Origin of the sequence: Serinicoccus sediminis (genome assembly GCF_004153545.1) — a bacterium.
GTDB lineage: Bacteria > Actinomycetota > Actinomycetes > Actinomycetales > Dermatophilaceae > Ornithinicoccus > Ornithinicoccus sediminis_A.
Genome location: NZ_SDVA01000001.1, coordinates 123,276 through 146,879, shown reverse-complemented (window position 1 = coordinate 146,879; position 23,604 = coordinate 123,276). Strand labels below are relative to the sequence as shown.

At 69.7% G+C, this 23,604-nt stretch carries 21 protein-coding genes and 1 pseudogene; 10 read left to right on the top strand and 12 right to left on the bottom strand.

Going from position 1 to position 23,604, the window contains the following annotated elements:
* Positions 1 to 14 precede the first annotated feature (14 nt).
* The gene (locus EUS26_RS00655) at positions 15 to 1,493 is read left to right on the top strand and encodes an ApeA N-terminal domain 1-containing protein (protein ID WP_130011249.1); all 1,479 of its coding nucleotides are present in this window, start codon (positions 15 to 17) and stop codon (positions 1,491 to 1,493) included.
* Positions 1,494 to 1,848: 355 nt separating this feature from the next.
* Here the strand turns inward: EUS26_RS00655 and EUS26_RS17635 are convergent, their stop codons facing one another.
* Complete coding sequence (locus tag EUS26_RS17635; RefSeq protein ID WP_420329983.1) at positions 1,849 to 2,418, bottom strand: alpha/beta hydrolase; 570 nt, start codon at positions 2,416 to 2,418, stop codon at positions 1,849 to 1,851.
* A gap of 1,376 nt (positions 2,419 to 3,794) precedes the next feature.
* Positions 3,795 to 4,391, bottom strand: a complete 597-nt coding sequence (locus tag EUS26_RS17225; RefSeq protein WP_238148750.1) for a hypothetical protein — start codon at positions 4,389 to 4,391, stop codon at positions 3,795 to 3,797.
* Between EUS26_RS17225 and EUS26_RS17220 the strand changes: the two are divergent.
* Together EUS26_RS17220 and EUS26_RS17215 are read left to right on the top strand one after the other, a co-directional pair.
* Positions 4,390 to 4,455, top strand: a pseudogene (locus EUS26_RS17220) (hypothetical protein); the annotation flags it as partial. The gene EUS26_RS17225 and the pseudogene EUS26_RS17220 sit on opposite strands and share 2 nt — an antisense overlap.
* A 15-nt stretch (positions 4,456 to 4,470) precedes the next feature.
* Entirely contained in the window at positions 4,471 to 4,770 is a 300-nt protein-coding gene (locus EUS26_RS17215) for a hypothetical protein (RefSeq protein WP_238148749.1), read from the top strand.
* Positions 4,771 to 5,279: 509 nt separating this feature from the next.
* Here the strand turns inward: EUS26_RS17215 and EUS26_RS00640 are convergent.
* Positions 5,280 to 5,756: a MarR family winged helix-turn-helix transcriptional regulator gene (locus EUS26_RS00640; RefSeq protein ID WP_130011247.1), complete on the bottom strand. Its 477-nt coding sequence runs from the start codon at positions 5,754 to 5,756 to the stop codon at positions 5,280 to 5,282.
* Between the two features lie 618 nt (positions 5,757 to 6,374).
* Here EUS26_RS00640 and EUS26_RS00630 point away from each other — a divergent pair.
* Entirely contained in the window at positions 6,375 to 7,151 is a 777-nt protein-coding gene (locus EUS26_RS00630; protein ID WP_130011245.1) for an SDR family oxidoreductase, read from the top strand.
* Positions 7,152 to 7,253: 102 nt separating this feature from the next.
* Positions 7,254 to 8,987 (top strand): glycoside hydrolase family 13 protein, encoded by a 1,734-nt coding sequence (locus tag EUS26_RS00625; protein WP_130011244.1) that lies wholly within the window; start codon positions 7,254 to 7,256, stop codon positions 8,985 to 8,987.
* A 250-nt stretch (positions 8,988 to 9,237) separates the two neighbouring features.
* Here EUS26_RS00625 and EUS26_RS00620 read toward each other — a convergent pair whose 3' ends face one another.
* From EUS26_RS00620 to EUS26_RS00590, 7 genes are all read right to left on the bottom strand, one after another.
* Positions 9,238 to 10,086 carry a PfkB family carbohydrate kinase gene (locus EUS26_RS00620; RefSeq protein WP_130011243.1) on the bottom strand — a complete coding sequence of 283 codons (849 nt, stop codon included), beginning with the start codon at positions 10,084 to 10,086 and terminating at the stop codon, positions 9,238 to 9,240.
* Entirely contained in the window at positions 10,086 to 11,108 is a 1,023-nt protein-coding gene (locus EUS26_RS00615; RefSeq protein ID WP_130011242.1) for an SIS domain-containing protein, read from the bottom strand. Before EUS26_RS00615 ends, EUS26_RS00620 begins: the two co-directional genes overlap by 1 nt.
* A 60-nt stretch (positions 11,109 to 11,168) precedes the next feature.
* A complete protein-coding gene (locus EUS26_RS00610; protein WP_130011241.1) occupies positions 11,169 to 12,209 on the bottom strand; it encodes a Gfo/Idh/MocA family protein in 1,041 nt (346 codons plus the stop codon).
* Positions 12,206 to 12,976, bottom strand: coding sequence for an amino acid ABC transporter ATP-binding protein (locus EUS26_RS00605; RefSeq protein ID WP_130011240.1), 771 nt, complete (start codon positions 12,974 to 12,976; stop codon positions 12,206 to 12,208). The genes EUS26_RS00610 and EUS26_RS00605 overlap by 4 nt, the downstream gene beginning before the upstream one ends.
* Positions 12,973 to 13,767, bottom strand: coding sequence for an amino acid ABC transporter permease (locus tag EUS26_RS00600; RefSeq protein ID WP_130011239.1), 795 nt, complete (start codon positions 13,765 to 13,767; stop codon positions 12,973 to 12,975). The genes EUS26_RS00605 and EUS26_RS00600 overlap by 4 nt, the downstream gene beginning before the upstream one ends.
* Positions 13,768 to 13,850: 83 nt before the next feature.
* Entirely contained in the window at positions 13,851 to 14,732 is an 882-nt protein-coding gene (locus EUS26_RS00595; RefSeq protein ID WP_130011238.1) for an ABC transporter substrate-binding protein, read from the bottom strand.
* Positions 14,733 to 14,759: 27 nt separating this feature from the next.
* Entirely contained in the window at positions 14,760 to 15,887 is a 1,128-nt protein-coding gene (locus EUS26_RS00590; RefSeq protein ID WP_130011237.1) for an NAD(P)/FAD-dependent oxidoreductase, read from the bottom strand.
* Positions 15,888 to 16,004: 117 nt separating this feature from the next.
* Between EUS26_RS00590 and EUS26_RS00585 the strand changes: the two genes are divergently transcribed.
* Positions 16,005 to 17,069 carry a LacI family DNA-binding transcriptional regulator gene (locus tag EUS26_RS00585; protein ID WP_130011236.1) on the top strand — a complete coding sequence of 355 codons (1,065 nt, stop codon included), beginning with the start codon at positions 16,005 to 16,007 and terminating at the stop codon, positions 17,067 to 17,069.
* 36 nt (positions 17,070 to 17,105) lie between these two features.
* Here the strand turns inward: EUS26_RS00585 and EUS26_RS00580 are convergent, their stop codons facing one another.
* Positions 17,106 to 18,569 (bottom strand): protein adenylyltransferase SelO, encoded by a 1,464-nt coding sequence (locus tag EUS26_RS00580; protein ID WP_130011235.1) that lies wholly within the window; start codon positions 18,567 to 18,569, stop codon positions 17,106 to 17,108.
* A gap of 25 nt (positions 18,570 to 18,594) precedes the next feature.
* Positions 18,595 to 20,046 (bottom strand): DUF2252 domain-containing protein, encoded by a 1,452-nt coding sequence (locus tag EUS26_RS00575; RefSeq protein WP_238148747.1) that lies wholly within the window; start codon positions 20,044 to 20,046, stop codon positions 18,595 to 18,597.
* Positions 20,047 to 20,288: 242 nt separating this feature from the next.
* On the opposite strand from EUS26_RS00575, the gene EUS26_RS00570 reads away from it, so the two are divergent.
* The 4 genes from EUS26_RS00570 (at position 20,289) to EUS26_RS00555 (ending at position 23,601) form a co-directional block, all read left to right on the top strand.
* Positions 20,289 to 20,945: an SRPBCC family protein gene (locus EUS26_RS00570; protein ID WP_130011234.1), complete on the top strand. Its 657-nt coding sequence runs from the start codon at positions 20,289 to 20,291 to the stop codon at positions 20,943 to 20,945.
* Between the two features lie 107 nt (positions 20,946 to 21,052).
* A complete protein-coding gene (locus tag EUS26_RS00565) occupies positions 21,053 to 21,850 on the top strand; it encodes a hypothetical protein (protein ID WP_130011233.1) in 798 nt (265 codons plus the stop codon).
* Positions 21,851 to 21,894: 44 nt separating this feature from the next.
* On the top strand, positions 21,895 to 23,262 hold the full coding sequence (locus EUS26_RS00560) for a pyridoxal phosphate-dependent decarboxylase family protein (RefSeq protein ID WP_130011232.1): 1,368 nt from the start codon (positions 21,895 to 21,897) through the stop codon (positions 23,260 to 23,262).
* A 246-nt stretch (positions 23,263 to 23,508) separates the two neighbouring features.
* Positions 23,509 to 23,601 carry a potassium-transporting ATPase subunit F gene (locus EUS26_RS00555; protein WP_130011231.1) on the top strand — a complete coding sequence of 31 codons (93 nt, stop codon included), beginning with the start codon at positions 23,509 to 23,511 and terminating at the stop codon, positions 23,599 to 23,601.
* Positions 23,602 to 23,604: the final 3 nt, after the last annotated feature.

The window sequence follows — 23,604 nt, the reverse complement described above, 5'->3', positions numbered from 1 at the left end:
GCCATACTCGCGGCATGCTTACTCAGCGTTTCCCAGCAGATCCAAGCCAGTCTGTTGGCCGATTCCGGATCGCCGGCACTGATGCCGATCAAGCCCACGCCGGAGTGTGTCGAGCGGAGGCCGATCGCATCGAGATTGAGGTTTCTGAGGCGCTGACGCCGTGGATGGAGGCCCACCATGACTTACACTCCGTCACCATCAACCCTCTGCCCGAAGGCGACGATTTTGTCGTTCATGGGGACATCCCGTTCCCACCTGGTCAACTCACCTTCCTTGGTTCGCGTACAACTCACCGACGAGCTGTCCACGTCCCCTTGGGTGGAGCACCGGAACTGCACCGAATTCGTGCAGATTGGTGCATTGCTGGCGCCCACGTCGACGGTCCCGATACAACGTTCACCGCCGTCCGGGCGCGCTTCACTCACCTCGAACTCTGGGCGCAGTCCCACGGCCTGGACGTGATGCACACGTACGAACCAACAACGGGGGTGACATTGAAGTTCGTACCACCAACCGCCGACACAGTCCCTTTCACAGGGTACGATCAAGCGGCCGAATTGAGGCTCGAGACCACGGGAACGATAAGCCCGCCCGACGTCTGGGGTGGACGGATCCACACGAAAAACTACCTGGCCCTCGAAAGTCCCTCCGGGTGGACGCTCGAGGAGACTCTTGCTCGGTTTATTCGGCCCGTGCAAGCGCTCTTAACGCTGCTCGCTGGCGAGCACTGTGAAATTCTCCAGTTCGAGGTCCAAGTGGGCGGTCGCTGGTGCCAGGTGTATGGCGATTCCATCAACCCTGACGCTACACTCCCTAGCACCGACACTCTTCTGTTGCGGCGCGATGGAGTTCCGTTGGATACGGTCGCGTCCTGGTGCACCTTGACTCAGAAACTCGCTCCAGCGCCACAAGTTGTGGCAGCGGCCGTGTCGGGGATATTCCCGACCGTTGAGGCTGAGGCGCTCACGCTGGCAACGACAGCTGAGGGCCTCGACCGGGTCCTATACCCAGACGCATACCGTTTCACGAAGGAGGAGGTGGCAATGACCGTTGAGGTGCTCAAGGAGTCCGGAGCGCCGAAAAACGTGAGCAGAGAACTCATTAACGCCTTGAAGTTCTACTTCGCAGAGGACAGCTACCCGACACGAATGAGACGCCTTGCGGCCGACGTCTCAACGGCAGTGCCGAGGTGCATTGGCGAGATCGCCCAGTGGAAGAACGGCATCCGTGACCTGCGGGTTGGACTAGCGCACTCCCTTGGCTCCAATGGCGACAACGCTGACGAAACGCTGTGGCAGATGGTCTCCAAAGTGCGGTCGTTGCGTTGGGCCCTTCTCATCAGGATGCTCCAGGAGGCTGGCGTCGACGACGAGACGCTCGGAGACGCGGTCACCTCGTCGGAGGACTTCATAAGGGACGAGTCGCTGTGGCGACGAGAGCTCCCGGGCGTCTACCCGAAAGCGAGTAACTCCGAGAACTCTGGAGACCTCTGAACCCAATGCGAAGGCACGACAACGGAGTCGTAGGCCCGCAGCGGCAGTCCCCGGCCTGACGATGGCGACGCGACCACATATAACGGGAGAGAAGGCGTTGCGAGACTGGCTCCTACCCCGATATGTGCGCTGCTATTGGCAGGAGCGAATCAGCCGTCGAACGCAACCAGAGCCAGGCAAGCGGCCTAGTCACGGCTGGCCGTCCCAGGGATCTACCCACGACTTCGCGGTTGACGAGCCAATGACAGGGGCAAGCCGCGTCCCAACCTCGTCCACTCATCGCCGCGAGGATCTGGCGACTGGATATTAACAGGCCTACATGGTAAGCCCAGTTCGACTGGCTACAAGCGAATGGCTAGAGGCCAGCGCGAATCCCGATCGCCTCATTCATCCAAACCTGCTCGTCATGGGTGGCTGAGTGGTCGAGACGCCACGACGTCAAAACTAGCCGATGGGGAATCGACAAGTCGAGACGCTGGGGTACACGAGCGAGCGAGAGCACGGGATCGAATGGCAGACGGACGTCCACCGTTCGACCGACCATCGTGGCCGCCGCGTTCACGAACGCGGTCCCTGGAGCACTAAGAAGCGCGAGTTCGCTAACCCTCGTTCCAGCAATAATTGCCCTTCCCACTACCTCGGCACCGTAACTGTGCGCTAGCACGGTCTGCAAACCGCGCGGAGCCACTTCGCCGGCCCAGTCGCAGAAGTCTTGACCAGCACGTGCGCGATGTCGGGGGCTATAAGCCCCGCTCCAACTGAATCGCGCGCCTCCAGCGTACAAATTGGTGCGGTAATCCTTGAGAATGTAGCGATGAAACCCGCCGCTAGGCCGCCACCAATCACCCTTCCAGCCCCAGGTGCCATGAACCAACGTGGACACGTTTGGTGAGTCCGGAGGGGGTTCAACATGCGGCTCTGGCATGGGACGGTCGTCAGACGCTGACACGAGGCGACTGCTCGCAGCAAGCTCACGGGTAGTTGGGTCATCCGATCGCTGCCCTTCCAGGACACGGATCGCCGCGAGCAGCCAGACGCGCCCCCACGCTTCTGTGCCTAGCATTTCGGCGAGATTGGCCTGGACAAAATCGGACCAGTTGGCTCCACGCCACCCGCTTGCGGAAATGTCGCCTGGTGGCCAACCGTTTCTATCGACTGACCTGCTTGTTGCGGACTCCCAAAACAAATTAGATGGGTAGACCGGAAATGGAGCGGGTAGTTGCAGGTCCATCCCAGCAGCCGTCAAGTCGTCGTTGACTGTCCGCAGAAGGGCTACGGCGGCTGCTATGGACTCACGCTCTAGCGTGCTGGCAAGGAGAGCAACTAAGAACCGTTGCGCGGATAGGCGGTCAGCGTTTTCGTTCACCTGGTTCCATATAGCCACGCGCGCGGCATCATACAATTCGCCGGTCTCTAGCGCGACAGGCTGTTCCAGAACTGCGAATCTATCTCGGGTGACTGGTATTCCGCGCAACGCGGTATCCGAAAAGCCAAGGAGCGACAGTTCGTGATGTACGGGCTCCAACAGCGATGGGCGCGCGCCAGTCAGTGAAGCGAGCCCAGCGGCCCGGCAAACATTCTCAGGTTCAAATTCAGGTCCGCCCGCCGCGGTGAGTGAATCCCCGACGGGCTCGAAGCCACCCGCGTCCTCCGGACTCATGTCAGTCATGCGGCCAGCCTAGAGTCTGAAACGCGCTTGTCCCTCAGGTCGGTTCCTCTGAGGTCGGCAGCCTGAGCGCTGGTGCGGCGGCGCGTCCCAAGGTCTCGCGGCTGTTCGTTGCTCGTGCTTCCACGGTAAGTCTCAAGTCTTGGGCCCTGATGAGAAACCCGTCCTTCGCGGCAGCGACAGTCAGCGCCCGCTCATCGGCTACTTAGAGAGTCGGTTGCAGGACCCGGCCCGGCCAGGTTGGGTCTGAGGTGTCCGGGGCTGTCGCTCTCACATCGGCTGCCCGCCCGTGGGTGAGGCTCTCTATCGGTCTGCGCGGCCCTGGGCACCACCTGGGCCGGGAGAGGCTCAAGAGAGGTATGCGACGCCCGAAGTAGCTATGCCCTCCCGTGCTCGACAAGAAGCTGCGAGCAAGGGAGCAGCGATGAAGACGAACACCCCACCCGAAGCGCCAGTGGTGATCGGGATGGTCCCTCACAAGCGATCGGTCTCGATCGAGGTCATGGCCGCCGACGAGTCGGTCCTGGCCCGCGGCCGCTTCGGCACCGACCCCGCCGGGTACGCGGCCATGCTGGACCCGGTCGAGGCGTTCCCCGACCGGGTTGGGCGATCGAGGGCTGCGCCGGCATCGGCCGTCACATCGCCACCCGCCTCATCAGTGACGGCGGACGGGTGGTCGACGTGCCCGCCCGCCTGTCGCACCGGGTGCGACTGGTCACCTCCGGCAACGGTCGCAAGACCGACAGGCCGACGCCCACTCCATCGCGATCGTCGGGGTTCGCGCCGCCGGCCTGCGGCCTGTCGTCAGCGACGCCCAGCTCGACCTGCTCCGGGTCCTGGTCGACCGACGCCGCATGTTCGGTGAGGAGCACACGCGCAAGATCTCCCAGGTCCACCGCCTGCTGCTGGAGCTCGTCCCCGGCGGAGCCAAGATCTACCTCTCCGCCCGGCAGGCCCGCAAGATCCTCACCACCGTCCGCCCGAAGGACGCCGCGGGCAAGACCCGCAAGGCCCTGGCCGTCGAGCTCGTGACCGACCTGGAGAAGGTCTACGCCCGCACCAAGGACGCCGATAAGGCCCTGACCGCCGCCCTGCGCGAGACCGGCACCAGCCTGCTGGACCCGCACGGCATCGACCCCACCGGCGCCGCGATGCTGCTCGTCGAGCCCGGCCAAATCAGCCGCTTCCCCGACCGGGCACCACTTCGCCTCCTGGACCGGCACCGCACCCATCGACGCCTCCTCCGGCGAGCACGTCCGGCACCGCCTGTCCCGCCGCGGCAACAGACAGATCAACCGCGTCCTGCACACCATGGCCGTCGTCCAGCTGCGCAACCCCACCGAAGGACGCGAGTACTTCGACCGGAAGAAGACCGCCGGCAAGTCCTCCATGGAAGCCATGCGCTGCCTCAAACGACGCCTGTCCGACCTCGTCTACCGCACCATGCTCGACGACCTCGCGAACGCAGCCGGGACGGGCCCGGGAGGGCAACAAGGTGACGACTCTGACTCCAGCGCGACCGGCTCACAACCTCACACCGGCTCTTCGGACAAGCCACTTCCCGGACCCGTCACCACCCACCCTACGACCGCCCTGCCATCCGCCTCTTGATATAGAGAGGACCCGTGAGGGCGATGTCACGACCGTCTGCGTCGACGTCAGGCGCTCCATCGACCTGCCGCCTCTCGACCTCGGTCTCGGTGTGATGGCCGAACTCCAATGGCCCAACGTGCCGCTCTGCATCTACGCCGTCTCCGGCCCCGTGGTGATCCGGAGTCCACCAGGCCGGGGGCCAGACGATGCGCTACCGCATCCTCGATCGCCTCGACATGACGTGTGGCATACGACTGGCTGAAGGGTGGCCTCGCGCAAGACGAGTTGCTAGAGCTCAGCGCCGGTTGTGCGCTCAAGGGCACGAGCCGGCAGAACGGGTCACAAGGGGGCATGCGTGATGCACGTATGTTGCACGAAACCGTCGTCGCGCCGCTGTTACGTGCGATAAGTCCAGGTCAGCGCGTTTCACCCGGATGTCTTGTAAACAGATTCGTGAACGTCTTGGCGTCGGCGACCAGAGTGGAGCCCCGCAATCGTGTGTAAGCGCCGGGGTGCGAGAGCCCGTGTCAGCCCGCCGCGGCCTTGGTGCTGGCGTCTATCAGGCGGTGGAGCACGTCACGTAGGTCTTCCAGCTCCTCGAGACTCATATCGAGCGCGGCGAGGATCCCTGGGGGGATGCGTTCGGCTTCCGCTCGCATGTCGCGACCCCGGGGGGTGAGGGAGATGTCCAACGCACGCTCGTCTTCGGGGCGGCGCTCGCGTGTGATCAGACCTCGCGCTTGAAGGCGTTTGAGCAAAGGAGACACGGTGGCCGGCTCCAGGCAGAGGCGTCGGCTCAGTCGACCCAGGCTCACTGGCGTTTCCTCCCAGAGCGCGAGCATGACCAGGTACTGCGGATGTGTGATGCCCAGGGGGTCTAGGAACGGCCGGTACAGCGCGATGACGTTGCGAGAGGCCACGGCCAGCGCGAAGCAGACCTGCTGATCTAGCTCAAGCGGATCCTGACGCGTCGGCTCGGGAGTCGGCTGCGGAGCGGGCGTCATGCGTGACACCGTAGCCGACGAGAGTCGTTACACTGCATACGAACTCTTCGTCCACTAATAATATGGAGTCTTCGTGAGTGCAAGGTTCGAGCGTGACGGCCTGTCGCTGTGGTATCGCTTCACCTGGAGGGTCAAGTACACGTTGTTGATCTTCTTCGGCCCGCCCCGCCTGGACCCTCGCCAGGACCCTCAGACTCGCATGGAGCAGGCACGAGCTGCGAAGGTCGCGGAAGCGCGGGCAGCGCGAGAGGCGGCAGGATCCACCGACACTGCATGACTTCTCGGTGCTCGAGCTCAATGATGTCGGAGCTGAGAAGGCCTTAGTCACCGGCCCGCGCCCCGGTGGCGCAACCACTGCCCGTTTGATCATCTCGGGGTGCGCTCGTCCATGGCTCACCTGCTTCGCGTGCCTTATCGGCTGGGAACCGGTAGCCGAACCCGAGGTCATCAAGGTGGGCGACGACCAGGGCGTCCGCACCGTGTGCCGCCACGAGGTCATCGACGGTGAGCACGCCGACCGGCTACCGGCGCTGGCTACGCACACTGCCGATCACTGCCCTACCTCGTAGGTTAGATCGGGCCGTCTCATCTCGAGCGACGGCAGGAGAGGAGCACAGCATGCTGAAGGGCAAGGTCGCGCTGGTCACCGGTGCGGGGTCGGGCATCGGTGAGGCGAGCGCACGGGCGCTGGCCGCGCAGGGAGCGAACGTCACGCTGGTCAGTCGCACCCGGGAGGAGCTGGAGGAGGTCGCGGCCGCCCTCGAGGACGCCGGCGCCCAGGCCTTGGTGGTCACCGGCGACGTCAGTGACGAGGACGATGCGCGCCGGATGGTCTCAGAGACCGTGGAGCGCTTCGGCGGGCTGGACGTCGTCGTCGCCAACGCCGGGGTCAACGGCACGTGGGCCGGCATCGAGGACCTCGAGCTGGAGGACTTCCGGTCCACGGTCGACATCAACCTGACCGGGACCTTCCTCACCATCAAGCACGCGGTGCCGCACCTGGCCGAGGGCGGCGGTTCGGTCGTGGTGGTCTCGTCGGTCAACGGCACGCGGATGTTCTCCAACTCCGGTGCCACGGCATACGCCGCGAGCAAGGCGGGGCAGGTCGCCCTGACCAAGATGCTGGCCGTCGAGCTCGGGCCGCGAAAGATCCGCCTCAACGTGGTGTGCCCCGGGGCGATCGACACCGAGATCGACGACAACACGACGGCCGCGAACGAGGACGTGAAGATCCCGGTCGAGTTCCCGCAAGGGGAGATCCCGCTCACCGCGGGGACCCCCGGCTCGGCGCAGCAGGTGGCCGAGCTGGTGGCCTTCCTCGCCTCGGACGCGGCCGGCCACATCAGCGGCACCGAGGTGTGGGTCGACGGGGCGCAGTCGCTGCTGCAAGGCTGACCGGCTCTCCGCCGCCGGACGCCCGGAGAGCTGACAGAGTCGTCACCGGCCAGTGAGTAACCTCTGGGCCCAGGCATCGCGCCCGGACGTCCGAGGAGAGGCATGACGGTGAATGAACCTGCTGCGATCGAGCCGTCGACCTGGGGGCCGCTCGGCGGACCGCGCACCGAGTCGGGCGGCGCGGTGGACACCGCCCACCGGCCCTGGTGGCGTGATGCCGTGGTCTACGAGGTCTACCCGCGCAGCTTCCGGGACTCCGACGGCGACGGCGAGGGCGACCTCGACGGTATCCGCGCCGGGCTGGACCATCTGCAGGACCTCGGTGTGGATGCCCTCTGGATCGCGCCGTGGTTCCCCTCACCGATGGCCGACGGCGGCTACGACGTCTCCGACTACTGCAGCATCGACCCGCGGTACGGCAGCCTCGAGGACGCCGTCGCGCTCCTCGCCGAGGCGCACGCCCGGGGCATCCGGGTCATCATCGACATGGTCGCGAACCACACCGCACTGGACCACCCGTGGTTCACCGCGGCGCTGGCCGCACCGGAGGGCTCGCCCGAGCGGGAGCGGTTCGTGTTCCGCGACGGGCGCGGCCCTGACGGCAACGAGCCACCGAACAACTGGATCAGCGCGTTCGGCGGACCGGCCTGGGAGCGCACCACGAACCCGGACGGCACGCCAGGGCAGTGGTACCTGCATACCTTCGCACCCGAGCAGCCGGACCTGAACTGGACGAACGAGCACGTCAGGACTGACTTCGACGGCATCCTGCGCTTCTGGTTCGACCGCGGCGTGGACGGCATCCGCGTCGACGCCGCACCGGCGTTCTTCAAGACGCCCGGCCTGCCGGACGCCGACTACGGCGGCGACCTACGGTTCAGGTCGGGGGAGTGGGTCGGCAACCCGCACTGGGACGTCGACGACGTGCACGACATCTTCAAGCGGTGGCGCCGCGTGGCCGAGGAGTACGACGGCGATCGCGTCCTCGTCGCGGAGGCGGTCGTGGCGAGTCCGGAGCGGCTCGCGCGCTACCTCGCGCCGGACGAGATCCACACCGCGTTCAACTTCGAGTTCCTCAAGGTGCCGTGGGACGTAGGGCTGCGCCGCGTGATCGACGAGACCCGCGAGACCCTCGCTCCGGTGGGAGCGACGGCGACCTGGGTGCTGGGCAGTCACGACGAGCTGCGACTGACGACGCGGTATGGCCGCGTGGACTCCAGCTCCGAGGTCGGGGTCAGCCCCGACATCCCCTCCGACCTGGCCCTCGGGACCCGCCGGGTCCGGGCCGCGGCCCTGCTCATGCTCGCGCTGCCAGGGACGGCCTACATCTACCAGGGAGACGAGCTCGGGCTGCCCAGCGTCGACGACATCCCCGAGGACCGCCTCCAGGACCCCATCTGGGAGCGCTCCGGGCACACGCTGCGTGGCCGCGACGCCTGTCGGGTGCCGCTGCCGTGGCACGGTGACGAGCCGCCGTACGGCTTCAGCCCCGACGGCGCCATCTCGCAGCCGTGGCTCCCGCAGCCGGCAGGCTGGGGTGCCCTGACCGTCGAGGCCCAGGCCGCCGACCCGGGGTCGACGCTCGACGTCCACCGGTGGGCCTTGCACCTGCGCCGCGAGCTGCCTGCCTTCCGGACCGACGACTTCGCCTGGCGAGAGTCGCCGGCGGAGGTGCTCGACTTCCAGCGCGGCCCGCACCTGCGCTGTGTCGTGAACCTCTCCGGAGAGCCCATCACCCTGGATCCCGAGTGGGACGTGCTGATCTCGAGCGTCCCTCTCGACGGACCCGTGCTCGAGCACGACGCCGCCGCCTGGCTCACCCCCCGGACGTCCTGAGGGTGGCAAGGTGCTGAGCTGGCGCACCAAGGTGGCCCTCGGTCGGTGGTCCGGCGGAGGAGTCTGCAAGGGTGCCCCCGGTGGGGGTCGCGCGGCGGCGCACTGATGGGTTCCTGGCCGACGACCGCTTCACGGAGAGGTGTGCGTCGTGAGGTCAGAACCCCCAAGCGTCACCGCTCGGACGTCCGGCCGTGGACACCCAGCCCCCGCACGGAGGCTCCCTGGTGCTGGGCGCCCGTCCGGTCGGAGGTCACTCTGCGGCCCTGAACACCAGCCTGCGCAGCCCGGCATCGTCGTCCGTCAACGGCCGTCCGTAGCCGAATCCTCCCTGCTCCAGGCACGCCTCGGCCCCCGACTGCGCCGCGCGAGAGGCCAGCGTCTCGAGGGGTTCGTCGCCGGCCACTCCCACCAGGGCGCGGGCGATGAAGGCGTCGCCCGCCCCCAGGGTGTCGACGGCCGTCACCTCTCGCGGGACGGCTCGGACCACCTGGTGGCCGTTCGAGACCAGCGCGGGGGAGCGTCCACGGGTGAGCACGACCCAGGTCACGCCCCGGTCGTGCGCCCACCGGACGACGTCCATCGCCTCGACGTCGTCGAGCGCCGCCCCGGAGAACGCGGCGACGGTGACGTGCCTGAGCAGTTCCTCGGTCCCTGGCGTGTGCAGGCGCTCGTCGAAGTCGTAGGACACCGGCACGCGGCGGGACAGCTCCGGTACGACCTCGTCGAGCTCGCTGCAGTAGCTCACGTGCGCCAGGTCGTACGTCGCGACGAGGTCCAGGTCTGCGGCCCGCGGGGCGAAGACCCGGACACCCTTGTCGGTGGAGCCGAAGTAGCGGTCACCGGCGACGTGCCGCACCACGGTCCGGGAGGTGCGGCCGGGCACGACCCGGACGCCGCTCGTGTCCACGCTCTCGGCGGAGAGCGCGTCGAGGAGCAGCTGGCCGCGCTCGTCCTGCCCGACCTGACCGATGTATGCGGCGTGGGCGCCGGCGCGAGCGGCCCGGACGGCGACGTTCACGCAGTTCCCGCCGGGGAACATCACGCCCTGGTCCACGTAGCAGTCGGTGACGTTGTCGCCGATGGCCGCGATACGGACCATCAGTAGTCGACCTTCCACATGTAGCGGCGCTCGCTGAGGGCGTGGCCGGACCACGCCTCGAAGTGCTCCGCCAGCCGGCCGACGATGGTGCTGGCCATGACCAGGGTGCCGACGAAGGGTCGCATCGCCTCCGGCACACCGGGCAGCGTCAACCGGGCGCCGTCGACGACGTGCACCTTGTCGCTGTAGCGCTCGAGGAACCGGATGACGCGCTCACCCATCGGCCGGGTGGTGTCCTCACCCGTCAGGACGATGACCGGCAGGTCCTCGGTCACCATCTCGAAGGGACCGTGCAGGAACTCGCCGGATCCCACCGCCACCGCGTGCTTCCACTGCATCTCCTGCAGGTAGCACATGGCGAGGGTGTCGGCGGCCGACTCCAGAGGGCCGGACCCGACCACGTAGACCACCGGCTCGGCGTGCAGGGCTGCTGCGATGCGGTCGAGGTCGGCGTCCATCTCGTCGATGGCCGTGCGGAAGGCTGCGGGCGAGGCCCGCAGCGCGGTCAGGGCCTCGGTGTGCTCCGGCGCGGCCCCGAGGGCGTCGAGCAGGGACCAGCCGATGAGGGCCAGGACGACCTGCTTGGCCTCGATGCCCTGGTGGAGCACCAGCTCGGGGCACGCCCGCCCCACGACGCTGGTCGGGTCCTGGGTGACCCCCAGGACCTGCGCCCCGACCTGGGTGGCGAGCTCGGCGGCTCGGGCCGTCTCCGCGGTCCCACCGTTGGTGCTGCTGATGACGACGAAGGAACGGGCGCCGAGCGCCGCGGGACGGCGGGTGACCAGCTCGTCGGCGTTCACCGTGAAGCACGGGATCGGGCTGCGGTCCAGGAGGACCCGGAGAGGACCGAAACCGAAGAGGGACCCGCCGCAGCCGACGAGGAAGATGTTGTCGACGCCGGCCGCGACGGCGCGGTCGACGTGCGCCTCGATGTCGGGGCGCAGGGCGAGGGCGGCCTCGATGCGTGCCGGGAAGTCCTCGGGGACGGCGCGGACGGGCGCGGCGGGGGTGGTGACGGACATGGTTGACCCTTCTGTCGAGAGGTGGGGAGATGGAGGCGGGTGGTCAGGGGGGTGACGCGGTCAGCTGGCGTGCCGCACGGGGAACCGCCGGTGCAGCGACTCGATGAGCTCGACGACGGCCACGCTGTCGCGTGGGTCGACCGGCGGCGGTGCGCCGTCCTGGAGGGTGGCGGCGAGCCCGCGGTAGAACGCGGCGTAGTCGCCGTGCTGGGTCGCGACGGCGCTCTCCGACCCGGTACGGCCGAGGGTGCCCCAGTCGTCTCTCGGCTTCTGCCCGAAGCCGGGGTCCGTCGGTCTCGACCCCGCCTTGAGCGAGGCTTCCTGCGGGTCCAGGCCCGAGGTCGTGTAGGCGGACTCGGAGCCCATCACCCTGAAGCGGGGGCCGAGCCGGGGTGCGAGGCTGTTCATCCACAGGTGGGAGATGACCCCGCCGGTATGCCGTAGGGCCACGAAGGCGTCGTCGTCGGCTCCTTCGCCGGGCCGGTACCGGACGAGCTCGGCGTGGCTGTCCTCGACCGGCCCGAAGAGCTGGACCGCCTGGTCGAGGAGGTGCGGGCCGAGGTCATACAGGATCCCGCCGCCGTGGTCCGCCGGTGCGCCGGCCTTCCAGGCCTTGGTCTCCTCGGGCTTCCACCACTCGAACCGGGACTCGAACCGCCGGACCGTGCCCAGCGCGCCCTCCTCGACCAGGCGGCGGAGGGTGAGGTAGTCACCGTCCCAGCGCCGGTTCTGGAAGACGCTGAGAACCCGTCCGGCCTGGTCGGCATGGTCGATGAGCTCGTGCCCCTGCTGCGCCGTGACGGACAGGGGCTTGTCGACGACGACGTGGAGGCCCGCGTCCAGCGCGGCGTGGGCCTGGCCGGCATGTCGTGCGGGCGGTGTCGCCACCACGACGAGGTCGAGGTCCCCGGACCGCTCGAGCAGCGCGTCGAGGTCGGGGACGACCTGGGCGTCCGGATGGTCCGTGGCTGCGTGGGCGGCCCGGTCGTGGTCGCCGGTCACGACGGCGGTGACCTCGAAGGCCGGGTCGGCTCCGAGGAACGGTGCGTGGAAGACGCGACCAGCCGTGCCGTACCCGATGATCCCGGTGCGGATGCTCACAGCACCTCCGAGAGGAAGGCCCGCAGCCGCCGGCTCTGCGGCTGGTCGAACAGCCGCGCCGGGGGTCCGGCCTCGACGACCTCGCCCTCGTCCATGAAGACCACCTGGTCGGCGACCTTGCGGGCGAAGTTCATCTCGTGGGTCACCACGACCATGGTCATGCCGCTGCTCGCGAGCGAGGCCATGAGGCGGAGCACGCCCTTGACCAGCTCCGGGTCCAGCGCGCTGGTCACCTCGTCGAAGAGCATGACCTCGGGCTGCATCGCCAGCGCGCGGGCGATGGCCACCCGCTGCTGCTGTCCGCCGGACAGGTCGCGGGGGCGGTGGTCGGCGCGGGGGCCCAGACCGACCTCGTCCAGCCGCTCCCGCGCCACCTCCAAGGCGTCCGCCTTCGGCACCCCCTTCACCTTGTGCAGGGCCAGGGCGACGTTCTGCAGGGCGGTGTGGTCGGGGAAGAGGTTGAAGTGCTGGAACACCATGCCGATGCGCTGGCGAAGCCGGTCGGGGTGGACCTCGAGGGCGCTCTCGCCCGCGATGAGGACGTCGCCGGAGGTGGGCTCGTGCAGGCGGTTGACCCCGCGCAGCAGCGTCGACTTGCCCGAGCCGGATGGTCCGATCACGCAGGTGGTGGTCCCGGCGGGGACGGTGAAGCTGACGTCGCGGATCACCTCGAAGGAGCCGTAGGCCATCCGCAGGTCGACCAGGTCGAGGCTGGAGCCGCGGTAGGTGGCGGTGTCGGACGGGCGGCCGGTGGTCGTGGCGCTCATGTGTTCTCTCCGTGGACGAGGGGATCGACGTCGCGGTCCATCTCGTGGACCTCCTTGAGTCCGCTGGTGGGGCCCGCGGTCGGCCGCCGGCCGGTGCGGAACCGGTTGTCGAAGTAGTTGACGAGATGCGTCAGAGGGACCGTGATGACCATGTAGAACGCGCCGGCGAGGACGAGGGGCGACAGGTTCCCGGTGAGCACGGCGGCGTCCTGGCCGACGCGGAACAGCTCGCGCTCGGACACCAGGAGGCCCAGGAAGTAGACGAGGGAGGAGTCCTTGACGATGGCGATGAACTGGTTGACCAGCGCGGGGAGGACGCGTCGCACCCCTTGTGGCACGACGACCAGGCGCATGGCCCTGGGCCAGCTCATGCCGAGAGCTCGGCACGCCTCGAGCTGACCCTTGTCCACCCCCTGGATGCCGGCCCGGAAGATCTCGCCGATGTAGGCCGCCGCGATGAGCGAGAGGGCCAGGATGCCCAGCGGGTAGGGCGATGGCCCGAACACCGACTGGCTGAACCGGGCGAAGCCCTGCCCGATGAGCAAGATCGTGAGGATGGCCGGCAGGCCGCGGAAGATGTCGGTGTAGATCCGGGCCGGCAACCGCAGCCAGATGCTGCGGGAGATGCCCATGATGGCCAGCACCATGCCGAGGACCAGCCCGATGACGGTGGCGGCTGCCGAGATGATGAGGGTGTTCTTCAGGCCGGTTCCCAGCATCTGCGGGAAGACCAGCCACATGGCGTCGAAGTCGAGGAAGGTGCGCCGCAGCAGCTCCAGCCAGTCGGTCATGGTGGCTCCTTTGCCGTTCGTGGACCCGCAGGCCCCGGGCCGGCCGGACGGGAGGACGTCCGGCCGGCCGTGGGGTCAGGGGGTCAGGGCGTGGTCGTCTCGCTGGCGTCGTCCGAGCCCTGCTCCGAGGACGGCAGGTACTGGTCGGGCATGGGGGAGCCCGGGAACCACTCCTGGTAGAGGTCGCGCCAGGTGCCGTCCTCCATCTTCTGCTCGAGGCAGGTGTTGAGTGCCTCGCGGAAGTCGTCGTTGCCCGGCTTCAGCGCGAACCCGGCGGGGGCGTCGAAGGAGGGGATGTTGATCGCCAGGTCCACGTCGTACTGGCTGGCGTACTGCTTGGCCGCCTCGTAGTCGGCGAAGTGGGCGCCGATGGTGCCGCTGTTGAGCGCGGAGATGCCGGCGTTGTTGTCCGGGAACCGCACGAGCTCGACGTCGGGGAAGTTCTCGGCGGCGTACGTCTCCTGGAGCGTGCCCTGCACGACACCGAGCCGCTGCCCGGCGAGGTCCTCCGGCTCGGTGATGCCCGCACCCTCCGGCGTGATGACGGTGAGGTAGCCGGCGAGGTAGCCGTCGGAGAAGTCCACCGTCTGCTGGCGCTCCTCGGTGATGCCGATGGCGGCCACGCCGACGTCGAACTGGCCGTTGGCGACGGCGGGGAGGATGGCCGAGAAGTCCTGCCCGGTGAAGACGACGTCGTCGATGCCGACGCACCCGGCGACCTCCTTGAAGAACTCCACGTCGAAGCCGGTGAACTCGCCGTTCTCGTCGGTGAAGGTATACGGCCGGGCGTCGCCCATGCTGGCGACCCGGATGGTGCCGGGATCGATGAGGTCGAAGTCCTCACCCTGGTCGGCGGCTGCGCTGCTGCCCGGGGTGCTGTCGTCCCCGCTGCAGGCGGAGAGGGCCAGCGTGGTGGCGGCGAGCAGGGCGGCGCCCCGGGCGAAGCGGGAGGTGGTTCGCATCATGGTGGTGTCCGATCTGGTGGGTGGTGGTCAGGCCGCGAAGCGGTCGGGGCGGAAGGAGCTGAGCAGGGGGTGGGGCGTGGCGGTGACGATCTGCCGGGCGAGGAGCTCCCCGACGATGAGCGCGAGGGTCGCGCCGGAGTGGGTGAAGACGACGTGGTAGCCGCGGACGCCGGGCACCTCGCCCACGACGGGCTCGCCGTCACCCGGGATGGGCTTGGGCCCGACGCCGTAGGAGGCGAGCTCCAACGTCGGGTTTCCTGCGAGCACGCGGGAGCCCTCCTCGAGCAGCCCGCTGATCGTGGTGTCGCTGACCTGGTGGGTGCCGTCCTCGCGGGTGACCACCTCGCGCTCGGACCAGCCCGCGTCCATGACGAGTGACCCGTCGGGCGTCGGGCGGATCGCGACCCGCGGGGTGTTGAGGACAGCGCGCAGGGCGACGTCGACCGGCGGCGTGCGCACCAGCAACGACACCGGGGTGGCGTCCGGTATGTCGACCCCGAGCTCGGCGAGGGTGGCCGGAACGGCGGGGCCGGTGGCGAGCACCGCCGCATCGGCCTCGTACACGTCGCCAGCAGCGGTGCGGACGCCTCTCACCGCGCCGTCGGTCACGACGACGGCAGACGGGCCGGCGTCGGTGACGACCGTGCCGCCGGCGGCGACGAGCTCACCGACGAGGTGGTCGACCAACGGGGGAAGCTCGACCCAGCCCTCGCTGGGGTTGAAGATCGCGCCCTCGTCGGGGATGGCCGCCGGGTCGACCCCTGGGATGGTGGCGGCGACCTCCTCACGACTGAGCCAGCGGGCGTCATACCCGTTCTGCCGCATGTGGTCGAAGTCCGCCTGGTGCTTGTCCGGCCGGCCGGGCGGCGCCCAGGTGAGCCCGCCGTCGAACCGGAGCCACGCGCCCACGTCGTTCCGGGAGGCGAGGCTGCGGTAGCGGTCCAGGCCCAGCATGCGCAGCTGGTGGTAGGGCTCGCCGCGACGACCGTAGGAGTTGAGCCAGGAGAGGGAGCGCCCCGAGGCTCCGCTGGACGGCTTGGCGTCCGTGATGAGAGTGACCTGGGCACCCTCTCTCGTCAGGGCCGCGGCGGTCGCGGCTCCGAGGACACCGCCGCCGATGACGGCGACCCGGGAGGCGTGCACGCGTTCTGTCATCTGGGTCTTCCTCTGCGTGAGTGGTTGAGAACGTTCTCAAGTGGTTGAGGTGATAACGTTCTCACCACGGTCTGCGGATCGTCAAGGGGTCGGTAGACAATTTCTTGGAGGGCCGCCATGGGCAAGGGACGCACACGACGCGACCAGGTCTCCATACCGCAGGTGGCACAGGCCGCCGGAGTGTCGACGGCGACGGCGGGCCGTGCGCTGGGGGGCTATGGGTCGGTCAGCCAGGAGGCTCGGGAGAGGGTGCTGGCCGCGGCCGCAGAGCTGGGCTACCAGCGCAACGACCTGGCCAGGGCGATCATCACCGGCCGCAGCGACACCATCGGTCTGGTGGTGGCAGACATCGAGAACCCGTTCTTCGCTGCGGCGGTGCGGGGTGTGAGCGATGCGGCCCGGGCCGGGGGGTACGAGGTGCTGCTCGCCAACACCGACGAGGACCCCGCGCGGGAGCGGTCGGCGGTGGACGTCCTGCTCGCCAAGCGGGTCGACGGGCTCATCGTCGCTCCTACCGCGGGCAGTGCGGAGCACCTGGTCCACGCGCAGCGATCGGGCTGCCCGGTCGTCCTGCTCGACCGGCGCGCCGAGGGTGTGGAGCTCGACACGGTGCTGGTGGACAACGACAGGGCGAGCGCCGACGTGGTGGCCCATCTCATCCGGGCCGGGCACCAGAGGATCGCGCTGGTCACCGGCGGCATGCGCGCCGCGGACCCGGTGGCGTCCGACCAGACCGGCGTGTCGACCGGTCGCGACCGCGTCGAGGGGTTTCTCCGCGGGATGCGCGATGCAGACATCCCGCAGCCGGAGCGCTACCTGAGGACGGCTGCCGGCACCCCGGAGCGAGCCTATGCCGCCACCCGGGACCTGCTGGCCGCGGCTGAGCCCCCCACAGCGCTGTTCGCCTCCGACAACCGCGTCGCGCTCGGGGTCCTGCGGGCCGTCCGCGAGGCCTCGCTGCGGGTGCCGGACGACATCTCGCTCGTCGCGTTCGACGACGCCGACTGGACGCGGGTCGTCACCCCCGCGATCACCGTCGTCTCCCAGCCCGCCCAGGCGCTCGGTCAGCGCGCCGGTGAGCTGCTCATCGCCCGCATGGCTGGCTCCGAGGACCCGCCCCACAGCGAGCTGATGCCAACCACGTTCGTCGAGCGGGAGTCCGTCGCAGCGCCGTCGAGCTGACGACGGCCCGCTACAGCGGTTCCGGTGTGCGGCGAGTCAGGTGCCGCAGTACGTCCGGTAGCGACCGAAGTCCGCCGGCGCAGGCTCGGCATACCGCTCGAGGCCGGGGCGCTCCTCGTAGGGGTCGGTGACGGCGTCCAGGAGCCGGGCCATCGGCCCGAGGTCGCCGTCGCTGCCGGCTGCGAGGGCTTCCTCGACCAGGTGGTTGCGGGGGATGTAGACGGGGTTGACCCGGTCCATCCGTTCGGCGCGCGGATTGAGGGCGAGCCACCGCCCGGCCCAGGCGTCGAAACCCGCCAGATCCACGAAGAGGCTGCGGGCCGGCTCGGCGTCGCCGCGGACCGCGTCGCTGAGCTGGCGGTAGAAGGAGGTGTGGTCGACGTGGTTGTCCTGCAGCAGGCTCAGCAGCTCGGCGACCAGGGGCTCGACGACGTCGGCGCTCACCGAGTCTGCCAGGCCGAGCTTGGCCCTCATGCCGCTGGACCAGGCCGACGCGAACTGCGCGGAGAACGTCCCGAGGTAGCCCATCGCCAGCTCGACCGCCTGCCCCTCCTCGGTGTGCAGGAGGGGGAGCAGCGCCTCGGCGAGGCGGGCGAGGTTCCACTGGGCGACGCCGGGCTGGTTGCCGTAGGCATACCGACCGCCGGTGTCGATCGAGCTGTAGACCGTCGCCGGGTCGACGGCCTCCATGAACGCGCACGGTCCGTAGTCGATGGTCTCCCCGGAGATCGCCATGTTGTCCGTGTTCATCACCCCGTGGACGAACCCGACCAGCATCCACCGGGCGACGAGCTGCGCCTGGCCGGCGACGACCGCCTCGAACAGCGCGAGGTAAGGGTTCTGAGCCGCGGTGGCATCGGGGTGGTGGCGGCTGATTGCGTGGTCGGCGAGGCGGCGCAGGAGATCGGTGTCGCCGGTGGCGCGGGCGTACTGGAAGGTCCCCACGCGCAGGTGGCTGGAGGCGACCCGCGTGAGCACCGCTCCGGGCAGCAGCGTCTCCCGCTGCACCGACCGACCGGTGCCCACCACGGCCAGGGACCGGGTGGTCGGCACGCCCAGGGCGTGCATCGCCTCGCTGATGACGTACTCGCGCAGCATCGGACCGACCGCTGCCAGTCCGTCACCGCCCCGGGCGAAGGGCGTGCGACCGGAGCCCTTGAGGGCGATGTCGACCTTCCGCCCCGCCGTGTCGTCGACCTCGCCGAGGAGGAGGGCGCGGCCGTCGCCCAGGCGGGGGGAGTAGCCGCCGAACTGGTGCCCGGCGTAGGCCTGCGCCACCGGGGTGGCGCCGTCGGGGACGAGGTGACCCGTCAGCAGGCGCAGACCCTCGGGACTGCGCAGCCAGGACGGGTCGAGGTCCAGCTCGGCGGCCAGCGACTCGTTGAGCACCAGGAGCCGGGGGTCCGGGGTGTCATCGGCTTGCCACAGCACGGCGAGCTGACCCAGCTCTCGGGCGAACTGGTTGTCGAAGGACACGGTCTGCCGGGGCACGACACTCATCTATCGAGCGTAGGCGAGAGACCCCTCAGGGGCGGAAGGCGGAGCTCGCGCCGTCCAGCGCACCCTCCTGGACGGGGAGCTCGCCGCGGGTGACCGCGGCCAGCAGCTGCTCGTGGTCGGCCTCGGTCTGGTCGGCATACAGCCGGGCGAACCGGCTCAGGGCGACGTCCACCTTGTCGGAGCCACCGACATACCCCGCGATCATCGATGCTCCGCTGGTGCGGGCGTGGCCCTTGGCGAGCAGGTGACCGACGATGCCGGCGTAGTCGGCCAGGGCCGGCGCGTCGATCGCGTCCAGGGGGATGGTGCCCTTGCTGTTGCGGAACTGTCGGACGTAGTAGGTGTAGTCGTCGCCGACGGTCGCCCACCCCAGCAGCGGGTCGCTGACCGTCTGCAGCGCCTGCTGGTACTCCACCACCCGCTGGCCCTGGTGCTCGTGCTGCGCGGAGTCACCGTGCACGTGGCGGGCGATGACCGAGCGGCGGGCCTGCTTGAGCTGGAGGAACAGCACGTCGTCGGGGGTGCTGCCCTCCAGCAGCGCGACGTAGGCGCGCAGCCCCACGCTGCCGACCCCGACCACCTTGTGCGCGATGTCGACCAGGGTGTAGCCGCCGACCACCCGGCGCCAGTGCGGCGCGAGGGTCATGAGGTAGCCGTCGAGCGCCTCGGCCAGGGCGTCCCGCTCCTGGTCGCTGACCCGGGTGATCGTGGGCGGGTCCTCGACGATCGTCCGTCGCCCGGCCTGCTCGGTCGTGAACTTCGGGAGCGCGCGATCACTCGTGCGCTTGCGGGCGCGCTTGGCCGACCGGTGGATCTCCTTGCGCAAGGTCTTCTCGGTCGCGGTCTCGTGCAGGCGGTTCACGTCGAGCCGGTTGTAGGAGCGCATGAGGAGCGGCTGCTCGGCGAGGAACCTCAGCTCGCTGCGGTATGCCGCGACGCAGGCCCGCACGGCGGCCTCGCACTCCTTCTCGGACAGGCCGTTCGTGCGCCCGGCGACGTGGATGCTGGCGACGAGGCGGCGCAGGTCCCACTCCCAGCACCCGGGGTGGGCCTCGTCGAAGTCGTTGAGGTCGATGACGAGCTCGCCCTCGGGGGAGGCGTAGAACCCGAAGTTGCCGAAGTGCGCGTCGCCGCCGATCACCGGCATGATCCCGGTCGCGGGCAGGTGCGCGACGTCGTCGGCCATGACCACGGCGGTGCCCCGCAGGAAGCCGTAGGGGTTCGTGATCATCCGACCCACGCGCACCGGGATCAGCTCGCTGCGCCGCCCCTCGTGCGACTCCTGGATCAGCGCCACCGGGTCCGGCCGCCCCGCCCGGAGAGACCAGTCACCCAGGCTCTTGCGCGGGACCTCCTTGCGCAGCGCCTTGCCCATGGCATAGCGCTCCGCCCGCGAGGTGGGCCGCTTGCGGATGGAGGCGTATGCCGTGCTGTCGACCGTGGCGAGCACCCGGTGGCCGGTGGTCGCGGGGGTCACCGGGCCCGGTGGTTCGGTGCGGTGTGCCGGGGTCTGCGGGGGAGAGCTCTGGCCAGCGCGGCGCGGACGGGGTCGTGTGGCACAGACCTCACCCTCGCGGGTCAGCGTCGATGGTGCAACACCCGGCCCAGAGGCCCGGCCTCAGGCGAGGGCCGGAGGAAAGGACGAGGTGGCCGTGTCCAGGGCGGAGTGAACTGCCCGACGTGGTTCCCACAGGCCCGTGTCGGTGCCACGCTAGGAGCATGCGGGTGCTGGCGAGGGCAGCGTCGACCGTCCTGGGAGTGACGGTGCTGCACCTCGTCGTCCTGCGACCCCGCCTGCTCACCTGGGGTGCCGCACCTGACGAGGTCTTCAGCAGCCTGCCGGGTGACGACCTCCTGCCCCGTCCCGACCTGGTGGCGACCCGTGCGATCAGCATCGACGCCCCGGCCGAAGCCGTGTGGCCGTGGGTGGCGCAGATGGGTCAGGGCCGAGGGGGCCTCTATTCCTACGACTGGCTCGAGAACCTGGTCGGGTGCCAGATGGCCAGCGCGACCCGGGTGGTGCAGGAGTGGCAGCACCCCGCGGTCGGGGACGACTTCCGGCTGCACCCCGACGTCGCGCTGGAGGTCGCGATGGTCGAGCCGCGGCACGCCCTGGTCGTGCGAGGTGCGGTCTCAGCCACCGGCCAGGACGGCTCTGGCGATCCCTCCATGCCCTACGACTTCACCTGGGCCTTCGTCCTGCACCCGAGGTCCGACGGACGCACGCGGCTCGTCGTCCGGGAGCGCTACCGCTACCTGAGCCGGTGGGCCTTGCCGTTGGTCGAGACCGTGTCGGTCGCCAGCTTCGTCATGACCGAGCGGATGCTGCGGGGCATTCGTGACCGCGTCGAGACCCAGGTGGCGTCTGACCGCTGAGGCGGAACGGCTGGTCGGTGGCGCAGGACTACGCTGACCATGTCGCGACCCCGGTGGGAGCACCCCATACGGGCTGACACGTCGACCTTCACCGAAAGGACGACGACATGTCGCGACCGGAACCTCTCGCTCGACCCCTGCACCCCACCCTGCTGCGGCTGGACGACCTGGCCGCCCACCTGGGCCACGACGACCACGTCCTGGCCGTCCTGGGCCTGGGGTCGGCGGGGGAGGAGACCCACCGCTTCGACGAGCACTCCGACATCGACGTCTTCGTCGTCGTCGACAGCGCCTCGACCAAGCAGCGCTACCAGCAGGACCCGGGCTGGCTCGCCGGCTTCGGCGGCCGAGTCGCCTACAGCTTCGCCAACGACCCGAACGGCCGCAAGGCGCTGTTCGAGGACGGGCTCTTCGTCGAGTACGCCGTCTTCACCCCCGACGAGCTCGCCGACCTGCCCGTCGTCGGCGCCCGGGTGGTCTGGTCCCGTGACGGCCGCGACCTCCTGACGGGCGCGCCGCCGCCGAGCCCGACCGTCCTCGACACCGTCGACGTCCACCTCGACGAGGCACTCACCAACCTCTACGTCGGGCTCCACCGCGAGCTGCGCGGGGAGCGCCTGACCGCGATGCGCTTCATCCAGGTGTATGCCGTGGACCGCGTCCTCGCGCTCGTGCGCCTCGACCCCGCCTCGCGGCTCGACCACCCCGACCGATTCGAGTCGACCCGCCGCATCGAGCAGGCCGACCTGCCGACGGACCTCCCCCTGCCCCGGATGGTCCCGGGCTACGAGCGCAACGCGGACGCCGCGCGAGCCGTCCTGGGCTGGCTGACGACCCACCACGCCACCGACCCGGCCATCACCCGGGCGATCCGACAGCTGCTGGACCAGCACGTTCAGGCCTGAGCACCTGCTTGTCGGGAGGAGCGCGGCAGGAGCACACTCCGGAGATGAGCTCTTACTCCCGGGCGCTGGAGGTGGCGCACGAGCGAGCCCTCCACTGGCTGGGCTCGCTGCGGGAGCGGCCGGTGCCCCCGCAGGCGTCCATCGAGGAGCTCATCACCGCGCTCGGGCCCGAGCTGCCGCAGCGAGGCTGCCCCCCGGAGGAGGCCGTCGCGCTGCTCGCGGAGGCCAGCGACGCCGGGCTGACCGCCATGGCCTCGGGGCGGTTCTTCGGGTTCGTCATCGGTGGCACGCACCCGGCCGCGCTGGCCGCCGACTGGCTGGTCAGCGCCTGGGACCAGAACACCGGGTTGCGCACGGTCACGCCGGCCCACAGCGCGGTCGAGGACATCGCCAGTGACTGGCTGCTCGACCTGCTGGGGCTCCCCGCGCAGAGCGCCGTCGGCTTCACGACCGGCGCCACCATGGCCAACTTCACCGCGCTCGCCGCCGGGCGTGACGCCGTGCTCCGCCGCGCGGGGTGGGACGTCGCGCGGCACGGGCTGGCCGGGGGCCCGCGCGTCCGGGTGCTCGTCGGCGCCGAGCGGCACGACACCGTCGACGTCGCGCTGCGCTACCTCGGCCTCGGGGCCCCCGAGACGGTGGCCGTCGACGACCAGGGACGGATGAGGCCCGACGCGCTCGAGGAGGCCCTGGCCGAGGGAGCGCCAGGACCGGCCCTGGTGTCCCTGCAGGCCGGCAACATCCACTCCGGCGCCAGCGACCCCTTCGAGGAGACCGTCGCCGCCGCGCACCGGCACGACGCCTGGGTGCACGTCGACGGCGCCTTCGGGCTGTGGGCTGCCGGGTCACCGGCATACCGGCACCTCGTGCGCGGCCACGCGAGCGCCGACTCGTGGGCGACCGACGCCCACAAGACGCTCAACGTGCCCTACGACAGCGGCCTGTGCATCGTGCGCGACCCCGCGGCGCTCCAGGCGGCCATGGGGGTCCAGGGTGCCTACCTGCTGCGCGACGAGGTGTGCCAGCCGCTGGACAAGGTGCCCGAGCTGTCCCGGCGTGGCCGCGCGGTCCCCGTGTGGGCGGTGCTCCGGTGCCTCGGTCGCGACGGGGTTGCCGAGCTGGTCGAGCGGCTGTGCCGCCACGCGGCCACCTTCGCCGAGGCTCTCCGCGCCATGCCCGGCGTCACCGTGCTCAACGACGTGGTGTTCACCCAGGTCTGCGCGACGTTCGGCTCGGACGAGCGCACCGACGAGGTGGTCCGGCGGCTCCTCGCGGACGGCACCACCTGGATGACCGGCTCCACGTGGCACGGGCATCGGGTGCTGCGGATCTCGGTCAGCAACTGGTCGACCACGGAGGACGACGTCGAGCTGAGCGTCGACGCAGTACGCCGGGCGAGCGAGGCCCGCTGAGTCTCGCCCGACCGACGAGCAGGGCCTGTTCCGGACGACGCCCGCAAAGATCCCGTCACGGGCGGGACCCAGATCGCTAACGAACCGTCAACGACCCTCACGCGAGGTCGGAGCGGGGCGTAGACCGGTCCTCATGACCGATCTGGCCTACATCGCCCTCACCGTGGCGTTCTTCCTCATCACCTCCCTGGTCGCGCTCGCGACGGGCGCTCCGTCTGCCCAGTCCGTCGGACGGGGGGCTCGCCGGTGAACGCCGAGGACGCCGTCGGCCTCGTGCTCGCCCTAGCGGCCGTCGTCTACCTGGTCGTGGCGCTCGTGCGCAGCGACCGGGTCCGGTGAGCG

Bases quoted from the DNA above. Each gene is read 5' to 3' on its own strand.
- EUS26_RS17225 (WP_238148750.1), bottom strand. From the start codon at position 4,391: ATGGGTGCGGTGCCGGTCCAGGAGGCGAAGTGGTGCCCGGTCGGGGAA.
- EUS26_RS00570 (WP_130011234.1), top strand. From the start codon at position 20,289: ATGCGGGTGCTGGCGAGGGCAGCGTCGACCGTCCTGGGAGTGACGGTG.
- EUS26_RS00600 (WP_130011239.1), bottom strand. From the start codon at position 13,767: ATGACCGACTGGCTGGAGCTGCTGCGGCGCACCTTCCTCGACTTCGAC.
- EUS26_RS00615 (WP_130011242.1), bottom strand. From the start codon at position 11,108: ATGTCCGTCACCACCCCCGCCGCGCCCGTCCGCGCCGTCCCCGAGGAC.
- EUS26_RS00640 (WP_130011247.1), bottom strand. From the start codon at position 5,756: ATGACGCCCGCTCCGCAGCCGACTCCCGAGCCGACGCGTCAGGATCCG.
- EUS26_RS00625 (WP_130011244.1), top strand. From the start codon at position 7,254: ATGACGGTGAATGAACCTGCTGCGATCGAGCCGTCGACCTGGGGGCCG.
- EUS26_RS00590 (WP_130011237.1), bottom strand. From the start codon at position 15,887: ATGACAGAACGCGTGCACGCCTCCCGGGTCGCCGTCATCGGCGGCGGT.
- EUS26_RS00620 (WP_130011243.1), bottom strand. From the start codon at position 10,086: ATGGTCCGTATCGCGGCCATCGGCGACAACGTCACCGACTGCTACGTG.
- EUS26_RS00655 (WP_130011249.1), top strand. From the start codon at position 15: ATGCTTACTCAGCGTTTCCCAGCAGATCCAAGCCAGTCTGTTGGCCGA.
- EUS26_RS00585 (WP_130011236.1), top strand. From the start codon at position 16,005: ATGGGCAAGGGACGCACACGACGCGACCAGGTCTCCATACCGCAGGTG.
- EUS26_RS00560 (WP_130011232.1), top strand. From the start codon at position 21,895: ATGAGCTCTTACTCCCGGGCGCTGGAGGTGGCGCACGAGCGAGCCCTC.
- EUS26_RS00605 (WP_130011240.1), bottom strand. From the start codon at position 12,976: ATGAGCGCCACGACCACCGGCCGCCCGTCCGACACCGCCACCTACCGC.
- EUS26_RS17635 (WP_420329983.1), bottom strand. From the start codon at position 2,418: ATGCCAGAGCCGCATGTTGAACCCCCTCCGGACTCACCAAACGTGTCC.
- EUS26_RS00565 (WP_130011233.1), top strand. From the start codon at position 21,053: ATGTCGCGACCGGAACCTCTCGCTCGACCCCTGCACCCCACCCTGCTG.
- EUS26_RS00580 (WP_130011235.1), bottom strand. From the start codon at position 18,569: ATGAGTGTCGTGCCCCGGCAGACCGTGTCCTTCGACAACCAGTTCGCC.
- EUS26_RS00595 (WP_130011238.1), bottom strand. From the start codon at position 14,732: ATGATGCGAACCACCTCCCGCTTCGCCCGGGGCGCCGCCCTGCTCGCC.
- EUS26_RS00630 (WP_130011245.1), top strand. From the start codon at position 6,375: ATGCTGAAGGGCAAGGTCGCGCTGGTCACCGGTGCGGGGTCGGGCATC.
- EUS26_RS17215 (WP_238148749.1), top strand. From the start codon at position 4,471: ATGGCCGTCGTCCAGCTGCGCAACCCCACCGAAGGACGCGAGTACTTC.